We start from the raw sequence: 20,597 nt of genomic DNA, 5'->3' as shown, positions 1-20,597 counted from the left end.
CTATATATCATAGTTTTCGCCTTGTTATTACGCTATTTTCTGAGCGCTATAATAGAACACTTATTCAATGCAATTGGTATTGTTCATTATTATTTTTATTAACTATAAAATTAAAAAGGCGAAATGTCTTTAACATTTCGCCTTTGGTTCTTCATGAAAATAGTTTAAAAAGTATATGTTGCTTTAGCGTAGTAAAAGCCACCGTTAATACCAAACGGAGATGTTTCGTAGAACTGACCACCCCAGTTGTTATTAGGGATACCCGTTGCATCTGCAAAATCAAGTTTTTCAGCATCTTGGTCGAATAAGTTTTGAGCGCCTACAGAGAAGCTAACTGATTCATTTAAGAAGTAAGTTACTTCAGCATCAATAGTGACTGCAGCATCTGCTGTTTTAGCTGTTGCATCATAATCAACGTGAACACCTTGGTATTCGCCGTAGTAGTTTGCACGAGCAAATGCAGAAACTGATTCCCATTGTTGAGACAATGTGAACGTTGCACGATGGTTAGGTAAATCTTCTTCTAAGCGTTTAACTTTAAACGCACCTGTAATCTCACTAAATTGAGTTACTTCAGTATCATTCCAGTTATAAGCAAGGCTAAATGTAGAGCTACCACCCATTAATTCAGCAGTATAGTTTGCAACTAAATCGATACCTTGAGTTGTTGTATCAAAGTCATTTGTAAAAAAGCTTACTTGAGCAAGACCTTGTACATTAGGAACTCCAGCCGCTGTAAGTGTATCTTTATCTGCTTGGCTTAAGTTGATTTTATCTGATTGGCTAATACGGTCATCTACTTGAATGTTGTAGTAATCAAGCGTTAAAAATAACTCGCCGATTGTGTATACAGCACCAAGTGTATAGCTTTGTGATTCTTCCGGCTCAAGCTCTGTACCACCTAATTGCACTGCAATAGGGTTTGTTGGTGGAAGAAGCGCTGAATCTTGTAACACGCCGCTGTCTAAGCTTGTTTGTACGTTACTTACGTTAGCTTGACCAACTGTAGGTGCACGGAAACCGCTACTTACAGAACCACGAATATTTAAATCTTCAGTTAAATGGTATTGAGCCATTACTTTGTAGTTAGTTGTAGTACCAAAGCTGTCGTAGTCTTCAAAGCGAAGCGCTACGCCCATTAAAAAGTCTTCAGTAAATGGTGCTTCAACATCAACATACGCTGCATAGTTACGACGAGAAAACTCACCTGCTTGTGATGGTTTAAAACCAGGGAAGCCGTTAGAGCCAATACCAAAACCTTGTGCTGTTAAAGGGCCTGCTGTGTAAGATTCTTCATCACCAGAAATGATAGTGAATGTTTCTTCATGCCATTCAAAACCACCGGCAACGTTTACATCATAAGCTAAACCAAAGTCGACACCCTTTGATAAATCAAAGTTAAAGTTTTTCTCTAGCTGTTCATATTTACCCGGACTGAAGTCACGTGGCGTATCTGCACCTAAAGAAGCATTAACCGTGTTGTAAATGAAGTAACGTGATTCATTTAAACCCACAGTACCGCTTAAGTCATAGTAAGTATCTTTTAAGAAACCACCAGTGAATCGCCCTTTAGTACCGATAGTTAAAGAAGTATCAGTAATGTTGCCGCCAAAGTTAGGTGTAAAGCCACCTGGAAGCGTTTCGTTAAAGGCAAAACAATCTGGGTTGTTCGCTACACCATTTATATAAGCAGGATCATCTAATACGTTGCCATCTGTTATTGCAATAGTAGGACAGTTAGCGCTCATATCAGGTGTTAAATCTGCAACAAGTAGTGTTTCGCCACCATCATTTGAGTAAACGCCAGAACGTGTTTGCGGGTTACGGTAGTAAAAGCCGCCGCGTACATCACGTTCAGAGTAATTACCAAACATGTAAAATTCAGAATCGTTTGTTAGCTCTAAACCCACGTTACCAAAAATTGTAATATCGTCGTTTACTTCTGGTGCGCCCCATACTTGTGCTAGCGAAGATACATCAGGAACACCGGCAGCTGAAAGTGCTGCGGCATCAGCACGTTGAACTGAGCGGCTTGTTGCATCGGCTGTTTTATATTGAAAGCTTAAATTAGCAAAGCCATTGTCGGTAAACGGTAAACCCACGTTACCCGACACTTGTGTTGTATCGCCATCACCTTCATAAAATTGACCATGGCGGATTTCTAATTTACCACCTTCAGAAGCGTCTTTTAGTTGGAAGTTCATTACACCCGCGATTGCATCAGAACCATACTGTGCAGCCGCGCCATCACGAAGTACTTCTACTTGTTTAATAGCAATGCTTGGAATAACTGAAATATCTGCGCCTTGCGCGCCATCGTTAATACCACCGCCTAAAAATGCAATTACAGAAGCACGATGACGACGTTTGCCGTTTAAAAGAACCAATGTGCTGTCTGATGGTAAACCACGTAAGTTAGCTGGGCGAACAAGAGAGGCCGCATCGCTAATAGGATTTTGATGTACGTTAAAAGATGGCACGGCACCTTTTAAAAGTTCAAGCATGTCGGTATTGCCTGATCTTTCTAATTCTTCGCCACCAATAATATCGATTGGGACCGGTGAGTCACCGATTGAACGTGGAGCTGAGCGCGTACCTACTACGGCAATTTTCTCTACGTTTTTATTTACTTTAGTTTGCTGTTGCTCGTCTGCTGCAATAGCAGAACCCGAAAAAAACAACCCTGCAGTGGTTGTAGCTAAAGCAAATTTGATTGCTTGGTTTAGCGCATTATTTTTTAATTTCATTCTAATTTTCCCCAGTTAGAATAATTCTTATTTTGATGCTAATTTCACATCATTTATTTTTAACTTAATTTTTTGTTTCACATAAGTTTGAGGGTTTAGCTCAAAAGCCTAATCAATTAAGCTTACTTTTTGTGAAGTCCTATTTACAGACTATAGGTAAAAAACGGGAAGGGCAATTACTAATTAACCATTTGATAACAAAAAGATTCAATTTAAGAAAAAATGCAACAATGGTGCAAAGTAAAGCTAAAATGAACTAAATAAGTGCAAATAGGGTTGTTGAGAGGAAAATTAATGCGTTATCAGTATTTAAATGTTATTTATTTGTTTCTTTTTGGTGGGATTTTCAATGTTTTGTGCGCATCGCCAAGTTGCTAATTTTTCTTTATATTCATCCCACACGCAGGGGCAGCAACTGCCACCACCACAACATTCATCAGATTTTGGTTTTTCAGGTTTTTGCGGTAGTTGGTTTGTCATATTCAGTGTTGTTGTATGTATTTAATACTAATTTGGTGCAAAGGATAAGTTAAAGGATGTTGTAAGTAAATTATTCTTTGTGAACCCGTGCTGCTGTGTGAAAATAAAAGTTATGCGATTATATAAAGTTATTCACCGTGCACCTTGGCGGGTAGTTAAAATTAGTAAGAAACGCCAACAGCTGCGTTTTCGCCGTGCTATGGTGGCGCTTAAAATTGCACTTGCGCAAGAAAAACAAGAAACCAAAGAAATGCTCTCTATTTATAGACGCTACACTCAAGGTCAAACAAGTAAAGAAGAGTTAAAACGCGCTAATGAACAGTTTGTTGATATTTTAAAAGGGTTAGGGCTCGGTGTGTTTGCAGTATTACCTTTTGCCCCGCTTACAATTCCTTTAGTTGTTAAATTAGGGAGTTTAGTGGGAGTTGATGTACTGCCAAGTTCGTTTAATATGAACAAATCGATTAAAGAACTTGATGCTAAAATAGATCAAGAAAATCAAAAGCAAGAATCCAAAAATAGCTTAAAAAAGTAGCTAAAATCCCTTCAAATTAGCGATACCTTTTAGGTGCGCTTATTGATATGCTCTTAAGTACCATTTTTATATTATATGAGCTTTTTAATGAGTGCATTACTACGTCATACATCTTCTGGTATTCCTTTATCTTTTATTCTTAAAAACGAATTATCTGACTGGCAAGCACAGCAGCCTGCATTTATACAAAATTGGTTAACTAATACAGGTTTCGAAAAGCAAGGTGTTGCTTTAATCCCTGATGCTAAAACGGGCGAGTTAAGCCAGGTATTTTGTTTAATGCAAAGTAGCGATGATTTTTGGGCTGCGGGTAATTTAGCAAATACACTTCCTACTGGTACTTATCAAATTCAAGGCGAGAGCGCTTTTGTAGAGCAAGTTGCTTTAGGGTTTGTGCTTGGTGGTTACGAATTTAGTGAATATAAAGAAAAACCAACAGCAAAAGCGCAATTAGCCATTAGCGATAAAGCGTTGTTTGGCCGTATTAGCCAACAAGCTGATGCCATTACACTTGCACGTGATTTAGTTAATACGCCAGCGGTAGATATGATGCCGCAACATTTATCGCAAGTAATGGAAGATTTAGCTGCAACTTACAATGGCGAATTTTCACAGTGGATTGGCGATGAGTTACTAGAGCAAAACTACCCGACTATTCACATGGTGGGTCGTGCAAGCGAAAATAAACCGCGTTTACTTGATTTAAAATGGGGCGCGACAGATGCTCCATTAATTACACTAGTAGGTAAGGGCGTATGTTTTGACTCAGGCGGACTTGATTTAAAACCAAGCTCTGGCATGCGTAACATGAAAAAAGACATGGGCGGCGCCGCGCATGTAATTGCACTAGCACAGCTTATTATGGCAGCTAACTTACCAATTAGATTACGAGTGCTTGTACCCGCTGTTGAAAATGCAGTATCGCGCAATGCATTTCGCCCTGGCGATGTTGTTAAAACACGCAAAGGCATTATGGTCGAAATTGATAATACAGACGCAGAAGGGCGCTTAGTATTGTGTGATGCATTAAGCGAAGCACAAAACGATAATCCTGAGCTAATTATTGATTTTGCTACCCTCACGGGTGCATGTCGTGTTGCGTTAGGCACGGAGCTTCCGGGCTTTTTCTCAACAGAGCGCGATGTAGCAAACGGTATTATTGATGCAGGTTTAAGTGTACATGATCCTGTTTGGCAACTTCCGCTGTTTGAGCAATATAAAAACTTACTAAAAAGTGATGTAGCCGATATGGCAAATTGCGCAAGCACACCGTTTGGTGGTGCTATTACTGCGGCGCTTTACTTAAAAGAATTTGTTGAGCCAACAACACCGTGGGTACACTTTGATGTAATGGCGTGGAACTTACGTGCATTACCAGGTCGTCCAACGGGTGGTGAAGCATTAGGTATTCGTGCTGTATTTAACTACTTACAAAATCGTTTTAATAAATAAGTTTTTGATTCAATAGTAAGAACTTGAGCTTATGAGTTTTAAACCTCATAAACCTCATAAAGCTCAAGTGGCAAGTTATCTGGATCGGCAAAAAAGGTAAATTTTTTGCCGGTTATTTCATCCACTCTAATATCCTCAACGTTTACTTCGCACGACTCTAAATACGTTTTTGCAATCTGTACATCCGCTACCTTAAAAGCTAAATGTCTTAAGCCTTGTGCTTCGGGATAGCTTGGTCTTGCGGGCGCTCCATCAAACGAAAATAGCTCTATTTGGCTACCATCTGGCATGGCTAAATCTAATTTATATGAATTACGATCAGCTCTAAAGTGCTCATTAATAACGTTAAGTTTAAGTACATTGCTATAAAAGTGTTTAGAACGTGCATAGTCACTACAAATAATCGCAGCGTGGTGAATACCTAAAAGTTTCAAATTTAATTCCTTAAAAAGCAAAAACGCACTTAATGAAGTGCGTTTTATATGTTGCTTACTACATGTTGTGTTAGCTTGGCTGCGCTTCTTTACATGCTTTAACGGCCGGTGCTACAAGTTCTAAACCGGTTTTATCACATGGCGGTAAAGCGGCATCGCTTACACTAATAGGCGTTACGCGTTCGCCCCATTTTATGTAACTTGCAGCCCAGGTAAGGCCGGCACCAAATGCAGCAGACATAATGTTTGAATGCGGTTTAATTAACCCTTGCTCAACGGCTTCACATAACGCAATAGCAATCGTAGCAGCAGAGGTATTACCATACTCACCAATGTTAACCATTACTTTTTCGTCAGGTACTTTTAAACGATGCTGAATAGCTTGAATAATACGTAAGTTAGCTTGGTGTGGAACGAGTACATTAATGTCATCAAGGCTCAAATCGGCTTGTTTAAGTACATCGTCGCACGCTTCGCTCATGCCTTTAACAGCACGTTTGAAAATTTCACGACCTTCAAATAATAAATCAGATGGTCCAATTGGCTCATATTTATTTAAATCACTACCAAAGTTAGTGATGTGTAAAATATCGCGGTCTTCACTGTCACAACCAGTTTTGGTTGCTAGTAAACCAGCTGGCGTATCTGCCGCTTCAAGTACTACTGCACCTGCGCCATCGCCAAATAAAACAGCGCTATCGCGACGTGCCCAGTTTACGTACCAGGTCATACGCTCAGCGGCAATGACCACTGCTTTTTTGATCATACCCGCTTGAATTTGTGCTGTAGCAGCTTGCAATGCATATAAAAAGCCCGAACATGCCGCGTTTGTATCCATTGCGGCAGCGCCTGTTGCACCAATGTTTTTTTGCACTTGTGAGGCGGTATTTGCCACAACAGTAGAAGGTGTACAGGTTGCTAATATTACTAAATCAATATCTTTAGGATCAACGCCTGCGCACGCAATAGCATGCTTAGCAGCAACGGTTGCCAGCTCGGCGGTACTTACATGGCTCACTCGGCGAGATTTAATGCCTGTACGCGAGGTTATCCACTCGTCGGTGGTATCAACTATTTCACTAATTTCATCGTTGCTAATGCTTGCTGGTGGAATGCATTTACCCCAACCAGTGATATGTGCGTAAGGCATAGTATGTTCTCTTAAGGTGGTCTGACATGTATTACTAATGGGTGAGTTATACCAAAAAACGGCTTTCAAGACTAGTTTATAGCATGCTTTGTGTCGTAAATATTCGCAATTACAGGTTATTTAAGGTAATGCTAGTATAAAAAAGGAGCAAGTATGAAAACAACACTAATAACAACATTCACTGCAATAACGCTGGCATTAATAGCAAATGGGGCTTTTGCTCAACAGCATAAAATTATTTATGCGGGCAGTTTACTTGCATCCGAGGATCAAAAAGTAAAAACAGAGCAAACGTTAGTCATAACAGATAATACAATAACAGCCATTAAAAACGGCTATCTCACAAAAGCAGAACTTAACCTACCTGATGCCGATATTATAAATCTTAAAAATCAATTTGTAATGCCTGGCCTTATTGATATGCATGTTCACGTGACGTTTGAGCGAGATGCTAAAGTAAACCCTCACCGCTGGGCAACAGAATATGACGCCGATTATGCTTTGCGCTCAATTAAATATTTACAACGTACGCTCGATGCGGGTTTTACATCAGTGCGAGATTTAGGTAGCGATCACAAAGTTATATTTCCGCTAAAACGTGCTATTGACCGAAATGATATTAACGGCCCTCGCATTTTTGCAGCGGGTAATACAATATCGCCTACCGGTGGACACGCAGATATGCACGGTTATCGAAAAGATATTACAGATGCGGTTACAGGCGGGATTGGTATATGTAATGGCGCGGATGATTGTAGCCGTGCGGTACGCGAGGTAATTAAAAGTGGCGCTGATGTAATTAAAATTACTGCCACGGGTGGAGTACTAAGTAATACCGCTGCTGGTGTTAACCAACAACTTACAGATGCAGAGCTGATTGCAATTGTTGATACTGCTCATCACTTAGGGCGTAAAGTTACAGCGCATGCACACGGTACACAAGGTATAAAAGCGGCCTTAAAAGCCGGTGTAGATTCTATTGAGCATGGCTCTTATTTAGATAAAGAGGCAATAAAGTTATTTAAAAAAACGGGAGCTTATTTAGTACCGACGCTTTTAGCGGGTGCAACGGTAAGTGAAGAGGTGCTTACAAATCCAAATATGCCACCGGCAATAGCCGACAAAGTGCGTGAAGTTACTCCAAAAATGCAGGCTTCGTTTAAACTTGCACTGAAAAACAAGGTTAATATAGCTTTTGGAACAGACTCTGGGGTGTCGCGTCATGGGCTCAATGCTAACGAATTTAGTTTAATGGTAAACAATGGTATGAGCGAAGCCCAAGCTATTAAATCAGCAACCATACATGCAGCTAAACTGCTGGGGCAAAGCGCATTCATTGGCGACTTGAGTGTTGGTAAACAAGCAGATATTATCAGTGTGAATGGCTCACCGCTTAAAAATATCGACGTACTTAAAAACGTGCAATTTGTTATGAAAGCCGGGCAAGTTTATAAACAATAGGGAAGGTTATGAGCAGCAAAATAAAAGTGTCGTTGTTTAATCATTTGATTGACGCTGAGCGCCAGTTACTAGACCCAGAAGTTCGCCAATCTGAGCGCGCATTAGATGCTTTACTCGATGATGAATTTATCGAAATTGCTGCCAATGGCACTACATTTAATAAATACCAAGTACTTACCCGCTTACCTACCGAGGTTGTGCCACAGTTTTATAATCAGCATTTTAAGGGCCGAATGCTGAGCGATGATGTAGTGCAACTTAGTTATCAAGCTGCTTATAGGCGCTCTGCTCGCAGTGAATTTAATTATTCATTGCGTATGTCGCTTTGGCGCCAAACTAACGAACAATGGAAAATGGTGTTTCATCAAGGAACGCCTTGTGCACCGTTTTCAATTTCGATGGATGATGATTAAAAATTACATAACCGTTAAAATAACCATATTAAACATTTGATTGGGCAATTACCTCTTGTTAATGCAAACCGACCCCACCATTAGTCGACTATTAATGCTGCGAAGCGGCGCTATTGCGGTGCAATTAATTGCTGTCCTTAGCGTTTATTTTTTGCTAGAACATCAAATCGCATTACTGCCATTACTGATTGTTATTGCCGTTGAGGCTGTGTTTCAGCTTATTAGCCTGTTTGCCTATCGTAATGTAAGCCGCGCTAAACCTTTGGGTATGTTGATGCAGTTAACCGCTGATGTATTATTTTTAACGGTTTTGCTCTCACTAAGCGGTGGTGCAACCAATGCATTTGTATCACTGTTATTGCTCCCAATAATGATAGCTGCTGTTACGATGCGAGAAAAAGGATTAGCTTATATTGCGGTATTAGCCATTGCCGCATACAGTTTTTTACTGATTAAGATGCCCGATCACAGTATGCATCAAATGAATATGAGTGGTCACTTTATTGGCATGTGGGTCAATTTTGTTTTAAGTGCCAGCGTAATCGCACTTGTTATTGGCGCAATGAGCAGGGCACTTAAAGAGCGAGAGCGAATTATTGCAAACGTGCGTGAAAAACAATTACGTAATGAACAGCTTGTTACCCTTGATGGGGCCGCTGCACAAATAACCCATCAACTAGCGACCCCAATTGCAAATTTACAGCTATTGTTTGAAGAGTTATTAGAAGACCAACCAAACAACCCCATTGTTAAGCACATGCAAGCGCCGCTTACTCAGTGTAGTACGCAACTTAATGACTTTAGAAAACTCTCAGAGCAATTACGCCTTAAAAATTCGCAAGAGCATACCACCGTAAAGCAACTGCAAACACAAATTACAGATACGCTTTTACTGCAATACCCTGATCAGCACATTAAATGGATTACGCCACCTATTGCAGCAACATTGATAAGTGATGCGATGTTATTGCCTGCTATTTTAAATTTATTGCAAAACGCCGCGCTCGCTAATCAAAAACAAGGTCAAACTCAATTAGAGCTGAGTTGGCAGCAAGATAACTTACATAGTGAATGCGTTTACTTGTTAATTCGCGATTTTGGCCCTGGCTTTTCATCATCGCAATTAGCAGAGCTGGGCGGGCAACTTATGCCAAGCGATCAAGGAATGGGGCTTGCTGTGCTTTTATCAAACGTTACTTTTGAGCGTTTAAATGGCTCACTTACCTTGTTTAACCATGCAGATGGCGGCGCTGTCGCCAAAGTTAAACTCGCTATTGTAAACACTGAGAATAACGCCTCATGAAGTTACTTATAATTGAAGACGACATAAATTTAGCCAGCACACTGGCAAGGCGCTTAACTAAACAAGGCTTTATCTGCGAGGTGGCGCATAATCAAAGTGATGCGTTACTTACCGCGCGTAAACTATTGCCCGACTTTGTTTTATTAGACATGAAACTAGGTGACGACAACGGGCTTGCACTCATAAAGCCGCTGCGTAGTTTGCTCACTCAGGCTCATATTGTTTTACTAACTGGGTTTGCAAGTATAGCAACCGCAGTAGAGGCAATGCGTTTAGGCGCAAACGATTACCTTACTAAGCCGGTTGATATGGCAACTTTATTAAAAGCGCTTAACACTGAGCCTGTGGCATCGGCATCGAGTGCTATTGATGATGCGGTTATGTCGCCGGAGCGTTTAGAGTGGGAGCATATTCAACAAGTGCTTCACAGCAATAATGGCAATGTGTCGGTTACCGCGCGGCAACTTAATATGCACAGGCGCACGTTACAGCGCAAGTTACAAAAAAAGCCGGTGCAGCAGTAGTTTAGTACTTAATTTAAGGAAGGTATTATGAGCGATGATGCAGTGACTATAATGCAAAATCAAAAAATTATATTATTTGATGCGCAATGTAAGCTTTGCAGCGCGTGGTGTAACTTTATTATTGCTCACGACACTAATACTATTTTTAAATTATGCAGCGTGCAATCTCCAAAAGGAGAACTGTTGTTAGCACACTTTGGTTTTTCAACAATTGAATATGCCTCAATGGTTTACCTAGAAAACGGTAAAGCGTATACGCAATGTCATGCTTTTTTTAATGTTGTTAAGCAGCTAGGTTACCCATACAAGCTAGCAAACGTATTTAGTATTTTGCCAAATAGGTTTAATAATTGGTTATACGATAGGGTTGCTTTAAACCGCTATACCTTATTTGGAAAATATCAGTACTGCAGAATACCCAACCCAGAGGAAGCCAAACATTATTTATAAATTAGGCGTTAATACACTGCAGTATAAGTAGATGCTAGGTTTATGGGGTTGTGTTAAAATCGCCGCGTTTAATTTTAGCTAACGGTATAAAAGGCTTTTTTCATGGCAAACACAGCACATGCACTTCACATTTTGGTTAAGCACAAAGAGATTGCAGAAGATATTATTAAGCAATTAGGTAAAGGTGCAAAGTTTCAAACCTTAGCTAAAAAATATTCGTCGTGCCCATCGGGCAAAAAAGGCGGTGACTTAGGTGAATTTGGACGTGGCCAAATGGTCCCACAGTTTGACAAAATTGCATTTAAAGGTGCAATTTTAGAACCCCACCTAGTTAAAACAAAATTCGGCTGGCATGTAATCAAAGTACTTTATCGTACTTAATGTACTAAAGCAGTTTGGCAAATTGACGCCGTATTGGGGAGCGTCCGTCTCATCACCTATCCTAAATTTTATATTTTGACGAACTAAGAATTAGGATGGGTGTCATCTTAATTTGGCGATGTTTTTTGGGAAGATATGAGTAGATTCAAACAAATAAAAAAACTCAAAAGAAGAGTTAACTTTTTGAATAAAAAGATAAAAAATAGGGTTAGAAGTAAAGATGATGAAAGTTCAGCTACAGTAGAACATAAAGAATCGACACCTGAAGCTTACTATAAATATATGAACCAAAGTACTTTAAGGTTATTACTAAGATACAAAACAATAAAGTTCACAGATCCATTAAAGTTCAATGATCCTATGGACTCGACAGTTCCTGAGCTAGAATTAAATGTCATACGTCTACAGGACACAATGATAAGTGCTGTCGCGAAATATTATCCGGAGTTTAATGACTTTCAGTCTGAGTTTAAAAACCACTTAAGTGCTGAAGAAAGAAATTGGAAGAAAGAATTTAAAGTAATTAGTAACGAATTATTAAATAGTTGGTCGGATATTATTAGCCATTTCAGAATCCTATCATTAACGACTAAGCCAGATAACTTGCTCATGTGGTCACATTATGCAGACGAACATCGAGGTGTTGTTGTTAAGTTCAAGAAAAATCCATCATTTGGCTCTCCACAAAAAGTAAATTATAAAAATGGTCATCAAAGCTTAAACAATGCCTTCAACTTTATGGCTTCAGTTGTTGTGGAAATGGAAGCAAAAGGTGGTTTCAATGACAAACACTCAGATATATTTTCTGATATTACTCTAAATATTATGCAGAAGTACTTCTTTATGAAAATGTCGGAATGGAGTTATGAAAATGAATATAGAATTGTTTGCTCTGAATCGAATGCTAAAGTAAGGAACATCAATAGTAATCTAGATGTAGTTAAAGTAAATGAGAATGATATTGAAAGTATTATCATTGGTTCTTCCGTGTCGCCTTTGAGAGCAAGTCGCCTTACTAAGTTAATAAAAAGGAGGCTGCCTAATGAAAAAGTGGTGGTTCACCAATATAAAAGAGTTGGGTGGCAACTAAAAATATAACAAACAATTTAGAGTGATTCACTAAAATTTAAATAACACTGACCCCCATCCCAATTTTTTAGCGAAAAATGGAAAAAGATGAGCTCTAAGTTTAGAAAGTAAATTAACGTGACACCCATCTTAACTGGGGTGGCTTTGCTCGTTCAATTAAGACGGGTTCCCTGCTTGATTTTGCTATATAAATTAGCTGCTTATGATCATCGAACTCAAATAAGTTACTGTGTCGGATGGCGCTTTGCTTATCCGACCTTCGTTTTTAAATATATTTGATGGGTGGTGGTTACCCTCTCTGCCAAGCTAGTTGTCTAATATTGAATATTCGTTGGGTTTGCTACGCTCTATCCAACCTACGTGTTTAACTTAAATTTTTACGCAGACGAAAATAGCGTAAATTAACGTGACACCCATCTTAACTGTTAAAAAAAATTCGGCTGGCATGTAATTAAAGTGCTTTATCGTACTTAATTTACTTAAGCAGTTTGGCAAATTGACGTCGTATTGGGGAGCTTCCATCTCATAACCCATCCTAAATTTTACACTTTGACGAAATAATAATTAGGATGGGTGTCATCTTAATTTATTTTGTATGCAAATAGCATAACATTTCTTTCAGAATAGGTGCTCGAATTAAATATGAGACTACAGCTATAGTTAAGTAGTCTTTATGTATATAATTATCTGTACTTATAATAAGATACAGAAATAGAAATTAAGAAATCACCAGCGATATATAATATGACTACATCTAAATCTCGAGATAAAAATGAAGATATTGAGCTAGAAGATCAATCACAGCTCGACTCATATTCCGATGAGCAAACAGTTCTTACTAAGCCTAAAGAAGTACGCATTGCTAAGGAACAGTATAGCGTATTTGAATTGTTGAGAAAAATTCAAAAGAAGCAATTAATTCTTGCACCAGAATTTCAAAGAGCTGATGTTTGGAAGAACCCGCAAAGAGCCGAATTATTAGAATCTATCCTACTGGGAATACCTATACCTTTAATTTATCTTTTTGAAGATAAAAACGGCGTTCGTCAGGTTGTTGATGGTCGTCAAAGAATAACAGCTTTACAGAAATTTTATGATGGAAAGTTTAAATTTACAAAACTTAAAGTACTAACCAAACTCAATGGCAAATCTTTTGGTGAGCTAGACCCTTTTTACCAAAGTAAAATCGAAGACTATCAAATTAATACCTATGTTATACAGCCTCCAACACCTGAGAGTATTAAATTCAATATTTTTGATAGAGTTAATCGTGGTGGCGTACAATTAAACAAACAAGAAATGAGGCATGCGCTTTATCAAGGTAAGGCAACTGATTTGCTAAAGGTACTTTCAGAAAATGAAGCATTTAAAAAAGTAACAGGGAATACAGTAAGCCCTAAAAGAATGCGAGATAAGTATCTTATAATTAGGCTGATAGGATTTTATTTATACCAGAAGAATCGGTTATCAATTATTAAAAATGGTGAAACAACTAAATACCAATACAGATCGGACATTGATGACTTCTTAGCTTTAGTCATGGATTTTATTAATAAACAAGACAGTAAAGATTTAAATGAAGAGCTTGAAGGCTTATTCAATGATGCAATGATTAATATTCACAATATATTAGGCGATGAAGTTTTCAGGTTTGAAACAAAAACGAAAACTAAACGACCAATAAATATAGGTTTATTTGAAATGCTTTCATACTGCTTAATGGAAGGTACTCCTGATAAATGCCATTTAATAGAGTTTAAAGGTGAAGTTAATTCAATAAAAAAGACAATTGATAGTGATAAGTTATTTGCAACAGGAGCCGATAGTAAAACGGTTGTTGATATTCGTTTCGCCTACGCTGAATCTTTAATTGAAAAATATATAAAGGTAAATCATGCTAAAAAGTCTTAAAATAACCAACTTTAAGAGTATTAACGAAGAACAGCTGAGTTTTAAACCCCTAACTATATTAACTGGGAAAAATTCAACGGGAAAATCATCAGTTATACAGAGTTTATTACTTGTGGCTAGAAACTGTAATATTGCAAATGAATATATTATGCAACGCCTTGTAAGTAGGTATTCTGATTTTGAAACTATTCGAAATAAATACGAGAACGCAAAGACTGTTGAAATAAGTATAGCCATCGATAATAAAAAAATGGGTTTTTCCACGACGAGAGAATGTAAAATATCTAACTTAGAGAGTAATAACGAATTCTTGAGATATGAAGCAAATAGCAGTTATAAATCAGAGTTATTTTACCTCAACGCTAATCGGGACGGTCAAGAAGATATCGCCCAAATGTCAGGTATGAAAGTTGGCGAGACTGGGGAGTTTTTATTTGGTACTTTTGAAAATTTAAAGTCATCAATACTACCAGATTATCTATGTAATTTTGATAACGCTTCAGATCTATCTTATCAAGTAAATATGTGGTTAAGTGAAATAATTTCGATAGAAACGAAACTAAAAACTGAAAAAATTACAGATGTGAATGTAAGAGTCATGTTTGATACAGATGGTTTAATAGAAATAGCCCCTTCAAACCTAGGTGCTGGCGTTAGTTATGTTGCAAAAATCATCATTTTATGTCTATTAGCTAAAAAAGATGATGTCGTCATAATTGAGAATCCAGAAATACATTTACACCCAAAATCTCAAGCACAATTAGGTGTTTTTTTCTCTTTTATAGCTAATGCGGGAATACAGTTAATAATAGAAACCCACTGTGAACATCTAATAAATAAAATTAGATATCAAGTATACAATGATAAAATACAAGCATCTGACATCACTATATTGTATAAAAATGCTATCAGAGAACCTTTTAAAATTATTAGTATTAACAGTAATGGGAAGTATACAAATACAAATGATGAAGTTATCTCATTCCCTAAAGGCTTTTTTGACTCCAGTGTTAATGATCTAATGAGTATAAGGTAGTATTGTGTCTGAGATTAAAGAGCTTGTATTGAGTGATAAGTTATTTTCTTTGTATCAAAGTTTTTATTCAATTATTCCCACAAGAAAGCAGGTGCTTGTATATGAAAAACTCTTAAATAAAGTTAGCTTTCCCATTGAAACAAATGCTCTTCAGATCATTAACTGCAAAGAAAAACATAACTTACCTGAACATATATACGATGACCTTATTGCTCCACTATTAAGCGCAGGAAACTATGATTCATTGGAGGCCTTATCACAATCGACATATTACAAGCTGATATTAACGACTAATGATGAGCATAAAGCTTTTCCATATTTCAATATCAATAAAGATGATATTGATAAAATTTATAGTATCTCATGCGAAATTAACGGTAGTAGAGATTATTTAATAGCATATTTGAAAAGTTTGCTATCAAATGCTAAAAAAGTATTAATTCAAGATATGTACCTCTCATATCATGACTGTATCGCTCCTAATTTATTTTCATTATTACCAAGTTCACCATTAAATATAGAGTTCGTACAAAACTATAACGATGATGGAAAAACTAATTCAGATATTTTCTCTGATAGGAGTTTGATGCATGCAGATTGGAGCGTAATAAGAAACAATGAGCCTAAATTTCAGACTTGTCATGATCGTTATTTAATTATAGACGACAAAATAGAAGTCATGCTTTCAAGTGGTTTTTATTATCTTTGGAATAAAAATAAAGAGATTTCTTGTACAATCAAAAGGTATTTAAACTCCTCATCATAAAAAGTTTTAGAAAAACAGAATTAACGTGACACCCATCTTAATTGGGATAGCTTTGCTTGTTCAATTAAGATGCCTGTCTTACTTTTTCTTGCTATATAAATTAGCTATTTATGTGCGTCGACACTCAAATAAGTTACTGTGTCGGATGGCGCTTTGCTTATCCGACCACCGTTTTTAAATATATTTGAAGAGTGGTGGTTACCTTCTCCCCTCTCTGCCAGGCTAGTTGTCTAATATTGAATATTCGTTGGGTTTCGCTACGCTCTACTCACCTACGTGTTTAACTTAAATTTTTACGCAGACGATAATCGCGTTGCCTGAGCGTTGTGCCTTTCAGCCGAAATTAGTTGAGCACTACAGATACCCAGCCTAATTTTATATGGTGAAGTTCATTTACGAGAATCTTAGAGGCTGTGTTAGAGATAAATCGCTTGTGGTGTTACGAATAACCACACGTATGTCAGTGCTGTATTTTGACGATAAAATATCAAATAAGTTTATAGTAAGGTGATTATTGTTCGCTTACTTATACGTAATAAAAAAAGCTGCATTGCGCAGCCTTTTATAAGTGTTAAACAACAGTTTTACTCGTTAAGCGTCTTGCTTGGCTTCTTCTTCACTAATTTGTTTTAGTGCTTGAATGAATGAGTCGCTTGGTTGTCCGCCAGTAAGTGCATACTTATCGTTTATGATAAACGTAGGTACTGACGTAATACCCATTTGTTTAAAGTTGTCTTGCTCTTGGCGTACGTCTTGTACGTATTTGTCTGAATGTAGAATACCGCGCGCAGTTTCTTTATCAAGACCCACTTTTTCAACTACGTCGAGCAATGCTTCTTCTTGATTTAAGTATTTTAAATCTGTGAAGTGCGCTTCGAAAAAGGCGAGTTTTAACTCTGTTTGCTTACCTTCTTCACGTGCCCACATTAATAAGCGATGCAAGTCAAAGCTGTTGATCATGATGCGTTTGCCATCAAAATTAAAGGTGAATCCAGCACGTTGACCGGCTTCGAACATGTTTTTACGATTTTCGTCGCCTTGCTCTTCACTTAGGTTGTACTTTTGCATTAAATGTTCGTTTAAGTCTTGACCTTCAATTGGCATATCTGGATTTAGTTCAAAAGGATGCCATGTAATATCTGCGCTCATTTCGTCTTTAAGTTGCTCTAGTGCAGTTTCTAGGTTTTTATAACCCACTACACACCAAGGGCACATTACGTCTGAAACGATATCAATTTTAAATTTTTTCATATTTATCCTTTTGAGGATTGCTTATAACTAAGTATAAAAAAGGATATTGGGATTAATTTAGCTTTATCAATACCAAACTAAAAAGAGCAGCTATACAGCTGCTCTTTTAGAAGGTACTAATCTTTAGGCGTTAAGCCCAAATGGGTCGTCAATGCTATAACTTGGTTGTGTAAACCAATGAGGGCCGTTGTCGGTCATGTAAAAATGATCTTCTAAACGTACGCCAAATTCATCAGGTATAACTAACATTGGCTCGTTACTAAAGCACATGCCTGGGGCAAGTGGGGTTTTATCACCGCCAACTAAGTATGGCCATTCATGAATGTCTAGCCCAATGCCGTGGCCAGTTCGATGCGGGCAACCCGGTGTTTGGTACTGCGGTCCTAGCCCTTGCGCCGCTAAATAAGTACGTGCGCCAGCATCTACGTCTTCGCACGTAGCACCGATTTTAGCTGCATTAAATGCCGCCATTTGCGCTGCTTTTTCATGATCCCAAAACATTCGTTGGCGTATGGTTGGTTCGCCAAATACATAGGTACGGGTTATGTCTGATAGGTAATCGTGTACTTTACAGCCGGTATCTATTAATACCATATCGCCTTTTTTAAGTACTTGGGCGTCTTTAACACCGTGCGGAAAAGACGTTGCAACACCAAATAAAACAATACAAAAATAGTTACCTGGCGCGCCTACTTTTTGATGTGCTTGCTTAATAAAGGCTTCTACTTCGGTGGTGGTTATTCCCTCATAAAGCATGCTTGCTGTGGCTTGATGTACGGCTAAGGTCATATCCATAGCGCGCTGCATTAAGCTAAGCTCGTGAACTGATTTATGCATACGACAATGCGCAGTGACAGGTTGTGCGTTTATGAGTGTTAAACCCGTTTGCGCTTTATTAATGCCGTCGAATATAAAAAATTGTGCGCTTTCATCAATGCCAATGGTTGCGTTTTCATTAATATTTAACTTTTTTAGTACTTCGACAAAAAGTGCATAAGGATTTTCGTGCTCTTGCCACCCATGAATAGGTCCCTCTATTACTTTAAACCCGTTTAGTGAACCAATTTCGAAATAAGGCGCAATGTATTGTACTTCACCAAGGGCCGGTAATATTGCGCCAACCATGCGCTCGCTCGCGTACCATTTCATACCTGTAAAGTAGGTTAGGTTGGTGCCAGCGTTTAAATAAATTGCATCTATGTTGTTTGCAAGCATATAAGCTTGCGCTTTGGCTATGCGCTCTAAATGTTCGTCAGCTGCAATAGGGGTTAGCGTTTGCGTCATATTACTTAGGCTTGCCAGCGCTTGCTCGCTTGATTGTGTACCTATGCCCGTAGTGGTCATGTTTTTCTCCTTGGATTTTTAGCTAGTGTGATTAATACCAAGGTAAAATTCAATGTTATGCGATAAGAGGCTATAAAATAATAACCTCTTAAAAGGTCATATTATTTTTTAGCGTAAGGTAAACGCGTGAGTTTATTACTTGTGTGGTAGCTATCAAGCCCGGTTACTGCCACTGTTTCTATTGCTTGTAAATCTAGGAAACCATCGCTTTGCAGCGCGGCTTTATCAACAAAAACATCCATAATTTCGCCAATAACGAGCTCAGTCCCATTGATGGCTAAATGTTGGTTTTCTACAAATTTAACCGAGTACTTTAAGCGGCTTTCTTTTACAAAAGGCGCTGCAAAGTCGTTTAAGTATCCAGGCGTTAACCCTGTAGCATCAAACTCAGACTCGTCTTTATCGTAACGGGCTGAAGTTTGATGAGCTTGTTTGTAAATTGACTTATTCACTTGATTAATGGTGTAAGTGCCCGTTTGTAAAATATTTTCAAATGTATGACGCGGCACACTGTGAGGGCGCATAATCATTGCGACTAACGGTGGGTTAGCCCCAAGGTGAATAACTGAACTTACAATCGACAAGTTGGTATTGCCGAGTAAGTCTTGCGTGCCAATTAAATTAGCGCTTTTAAAACCCGAAAGAGAATTAATTAAATGTGTACGGGTATGTTTTTCAAGTGCGTCTATACGCGCTTTAGTAAAATGCATTAAAAATCCTTACCACGGTATGGTTGAGCCTTGCCAGTCTAAATAAGCAGGCTCACCGTTGAGTTTTAAATCAGGGTTATTGTTTGTTAATTCAAATAGTTGCTTGGCTACAAATTCAGGCGTAAATAATTTGCCTTCAGGTACATTCTTTTGAAAGGGCTTTGAAAGTGCTGTATCGGTAGTGCCAGGGTGAAACAGAATGAGTTTGGTATTTTTAGCACGACGAGCAAGCTCTATAGCGGCAGTTTTAAATAGCATGTTAAGCGCCGCTTTAGATGCGCGATAAGTATACCAACCGCCTAATTTATTGTCGTTAATGCTGCCCACACGCGCACTGAGTGCTGTAATAGTACACTGCGTTTTGTGGGTTAACAGCGGCAATACGCTCTGTAAGCAAAGTAGGGGAGTTAGGGTGTTTGAATTTAGAAGTTGGCTAAAATACTCAGCGTCTAAATCCTCCAGCTTTTTTTCAGGCATATGGGTTTCGTTGTGCAGTGTACCATTGAATATAATAACTTGTTGTATATCGGCATTTTGCTCTTTTAGGTAATTAGTAACGCGCGCTAAACTTTGTTTTGTGTAGTCAGTATGCAGGTGGACAACACTTGAGCCAGATTCAATACTTTTTGAACTAATACAAACGATCTGATGAGTAGGCGTGTTTATTTGTAGATGTTCTATATATGCATTTGCTATGGCGCTGCTTGCGCCGAATAAAACAATAGTTTTCATTTATCACCTTTTGCTTTTAGTCCACATTGGCCGTTACTGCACTGAGTATTTGGCATTAAAAAGCGACTGATGGGGTGCCGATACTTAGCAAATAATAGGTATCCGCAGTCAGCGAAAAAGCGAATTATTGGCAAGCGAAAAATTTTCAACCAGCTGTGTTTACCCACTATTTTCCATGCTTCGTAAGTTACATCAAGCCCATAAATCATTTCACCTGATTGCTTTTGAGCTTGAAGGTAGTTCATTGCTTTGTCTTTATCAATATACGGGTAGCGCTCACTGAAGTCGCCCGCGTTAAGATCTTCAAGCGTAATTAAGTTTTTGTTATCAGCGTGTTTTAGTTGCTGCATTTCGGTGCTACAAAGAGGGCAGTTACCATCGTAAAAAATGATCATGTGAATGCTTTGTGATTATTTTATATATACTTT

At 38.2% G+C, this 20,597-nt stretch carries 21 protein-coding genes; 12 read left to right on the top strand and 9 right to left on the bottom strand.

From position 1 onward, the window contains the following. Positions 1 to 164: 164 nt before the first annotated feature. On the bottom strand, positions 165 to 2,747 hold the full coding sequence (locus tag AAEY68_RS01210) for a TonB-dependent receptor plug domain-containing protein (protein ID WP_024593114.1): 2,583 nt from the start codon (positions 2,745 to 2,747) through the stop codon (positions 165 to 167). Between the two features lie 309 nt (positions 2,748 to 3,056). Further along, positions 3,057 to 3,227: an oxidoreductase-like domain-containing protein gene (locus AAEY68_RS01205; protein ID WP_010553991.1), complete on the bottom strand. Its 171-nt coding sequence runs from the start codon at positions 3,225 to 3,227 to the stop codon at positions 3,057 to 3,059. A gap of 112 nt (positions 3,228 to 3,339) precedes the next feature. On the opposite strand from AAEY68_RS01205, the gene AAEY68_RS01200 reads away from it, so the two are divergent. Beyond that, a complete protein-coding gene (locus AAEY68_RS01200) occupies positions 3,340 to 3,762 on the top strand; it encodes a hypothetical protein (RefSeq protein WP_007582356.1) in 423 nt (140 codons plus the stop codon). Positions 3,763 to 3,849: 87 nt separating this feature from the next. Continuing rightward, a complete protein-coding gene (locus AAEY68_RS01195; RefSeq protein WP_007582357.1) occupies positions 3,850 to 5,214 on the top strand; it encodes a leucyl aminopeptidase family protein in 1,365 nt (454 codons plus the stop codon). A gap of 38 nt (positions 5,215 to 5,252) precedes the next feature. Here the strand turns inward: AAEY68_RS01195 and gloA2 are convergent, their stop codons facing one another. Then, positions 5,253 to 5,648 (bottom strand): SMU1112c/YaeR family gloxylase I-like metalloprotein, encoded by a 396-nt coding sequence (gloA2, locus tag AAEY68_RS01190; RefSeq protein WP_350585378.1) that lies wholly within the window; start codon positions 5,646 to 5,648, stop codon positions 5,253 to 5,255. A 70-nt stretch (positions 5,649 to 5,718) separates the two neighbouring features. Then, on the bottom strand, positions 5,719 to 6,798 hold the full coding sequence (locus AAEY68_RS01185; protein ID WP_010553987.1) for a ketoacyl-ACP synthase III: 1,080 nt from the start codon (positions 6,796 to 6,798) through the stop codon (positions 5,719 to 5,721). A 153-nt stretch (positions 6,799 to 6,951) separates the two neighbouring features. Between AAEY68_RS01185 and AAEY68_RS01180 the strand changes: the two genes are divergently transcribed. The 10 genes from AAEY68_RS01180 to AAEY68_RS01135 all read left to right on the top strand — a co-directional run bounded on the left by AAEY68_RS01180 (position 6,952) and on the right by AAEY68_RS01135 (position 16,132). Next, entirely contained in the window at positions 6,952 to 8,259 is a 1,308-nt protein-coding gene (locus AAEY68_RS01180; protein ID WP_024593116.1) for a metal-dependent hydrolase family protein, read from the top strand. Positions 8,260 to 8,267: 8 nt separating this feature from the next. Then, positions 8,268 to 8,672 (top strand): nuclear transport factor 2 family protein, encoded by a 405-nt coding sequence (locus tag AAEY68_RS01175; RefSeq protein ID WP_024593117.1) that lies wholly within the window; start codon positions 8,268 to 8,270, stop codon positions 8,670 to 8,672. A 61-nt stretch (positions 8,673 to 8,733) separates the two neighbouring features. Continuing rightward, positions 8,734 to 9,975, top strand: coding sequence for a sensor histidine kinase (locus AAEY68_RS01170; RefSeq protein ID WP_029751212.1), 1,242 nt, complete (start codon positions 8,734 to 8,736; stop codon positions 9,973 to 9,975). Beyond that, positions 9,972 to 10,499, top strand: coding sequence for a response regulator transcription factor (locus AAEY68_RS01165; protein WP_024593119.1), 528 nt, complete (start codon positions 9,972 to 9,974; stop codon positions 10,497 to 10,499). The genes AAEY68_RS01170 and AAEY68_RS01165 overlap by 4 nt, the downstream gene beginning before the upstream one ends. A 27-nt stretch (positions 10,500 to 10,526) precedes the next feature. Next, positions 10,527 to 10,949, top strand: coding sequence for a thiol-disulfide oxidoreductase DCC family protein (locus tag AAEY68_RS01160; protein ID WP_024593120.1), 423 nt, complete (start codon positions 10,527 to 10,529; stop codon positions 10,947 to 10,949). Positions 10,950 to 11,051: 102 nt separating this feature from the next. Further along, a complete protein-coding gene (locus AAEY68_RS01155) occupies positions 11,052 to 11,330 on the top strand; it encodes a peptidylprolyl isomerase (protein ID WP_008171402.1) in 279 nt (92 codons plus the stop codon). A gap of 135 nt (positions 11,331 to 11,465) precedes the next feature. After that, positions 11,466 to 12,428 (top strand): DUF2971 domain-containing protein, encoded by a 963-nt coding sequence (locus tag AAEY68_RS01150; RefSeq protein WP_024593121.1) that lies wholly within the window; start codon positions 11,466 to 11,468, stop codon positions 12,426 to 12,428. Positions 12,429 to 13,163: 735 nt separating this feature from the next. Beyond that, entirely contained in the window at positions 13,164 to 14,330 is a 1,167-nt protein-coding gene (locus tag AAEY68_RS01145; protein ID WP_024593122.1) for a DUF262 domain-containing protein, read from the top strand. Further along, complete coding sequence (locus tag AAEY68_RS01140) at positions 14,314 to 15,366, top strand: AAA family ATPase (protein WP_024593123.1); 1,053 nt, start codon at positions 14,314 to 14,316, stop codon at positions 15,364 to 15,366. Before AAEY68_RS01145 ends, AAEY68_RS01140 begins: the two co-directional genes overlap by 17 nt. 4 nt (positions 15,367 to 15,370) lie before the next feature. Continuing rightward, positions 15,371 to 16,132, top strand: coding sequence for a hypothetical protein (locus AAEY68_RS01135; RefSeq protein ID WP_024593124.1), 762 nt, complete (start codon positions 15,371 to 15,373; stop codon positions 16,130 to 16,132). A gap of 591 nt (positions 16,133 to 16,723) precedes the next feature. Here AAEY68_RS01135 and AAEY68_RS01130 read toward each other — a convergent pair. The 5 genes from AAEY68_RS01130 to AAEY68_RS01110 form a co-directional block, all read right to left on the bottom strand. Then, positions 16,724 to 17,383, bottom strand: a complete 660-nt coding sequence (locus AAEY68_RS01130; RefSeq protein WP_350585377.1) for a DsbA family oxidoreductase — start codon at positions 17,381 to 17,383, stop codon at positions 16,724 to 16,726. Between the two features lie 123 nt (positions 17,384 to 17,506). Then, positions 17,507 to 18,727: a M24 family metallopeptidase gene (locus AAEY68_RS01125; protein ID WP_350585376.1), complete on the bottom strand. Its 1,221-nt coding sequence runs from the start codon at positions 18,725 to 18,727 to the stop codon at positions 17,507 to 17,509. Between the two features lie 101 nt (positions 18,728 to 18,828). Next, positions 18,829 to 19,437: a flavin reductase family protein gene (locus AAEY68_RS01120; protein WP_350585375.1), complete on the bottom strand. Its 609-nt coding sequence runs from the start codon at positions 19,435 to 19,437 to the stop codon at positions 18,829 to 18,831. A gap of 9 nt (positions 19,438 to 19,446) precedes the next feature. Continuing rightward, positions 19,447 to 20,169, bottom strand: a complete 723-nt coding sequence (locus tag AAEY68_RS01115; protein ID WP_007582379.1) for an SDR family NAD(P)-dependent oxidoreductase — start codon at positions 20,167 to 20,169, stop codon at positions 19,447 to 19,449. After that, positions 20,166 to 20,564: a thiol-disulfide oxidoreductase DCC family protein gene (locus tag AAEY68_RS01110; RefSeq protein ID WP_197117103.1), complete on the bottom strand. Its 399-nt coding sequence runs from the start codon at positions 20,562 to 20,564 to the stop codon at positions 20,166 to 20,168. The genes AAEY68_RS01115 and AAEY68_RS01110 overlap by 4 nt, the downstream gene beginning before the upstream one ends. Positions 20,565 to 20,597 lie beyond the last annotated feature (33 nt).

The sequence above is a fragment of the Pseudoalteromonas sp. RB2-MNA-CIBAN-0110 genome, from assembly GCF_040309305.1.
Taxonomy (GTDB): Bacteria; Pseudomonadota; Gammaproteobacteria; order Enterobacterales; family Alteromonadaceae; genus Pseudoalteromonas; species Pseudoalteromonas arctica.
The sequence above is the reverse complement of the archived record's forward strand: the minus strand, read 5'-3'. Positions and strand labels throughout refer to the sequence as shown.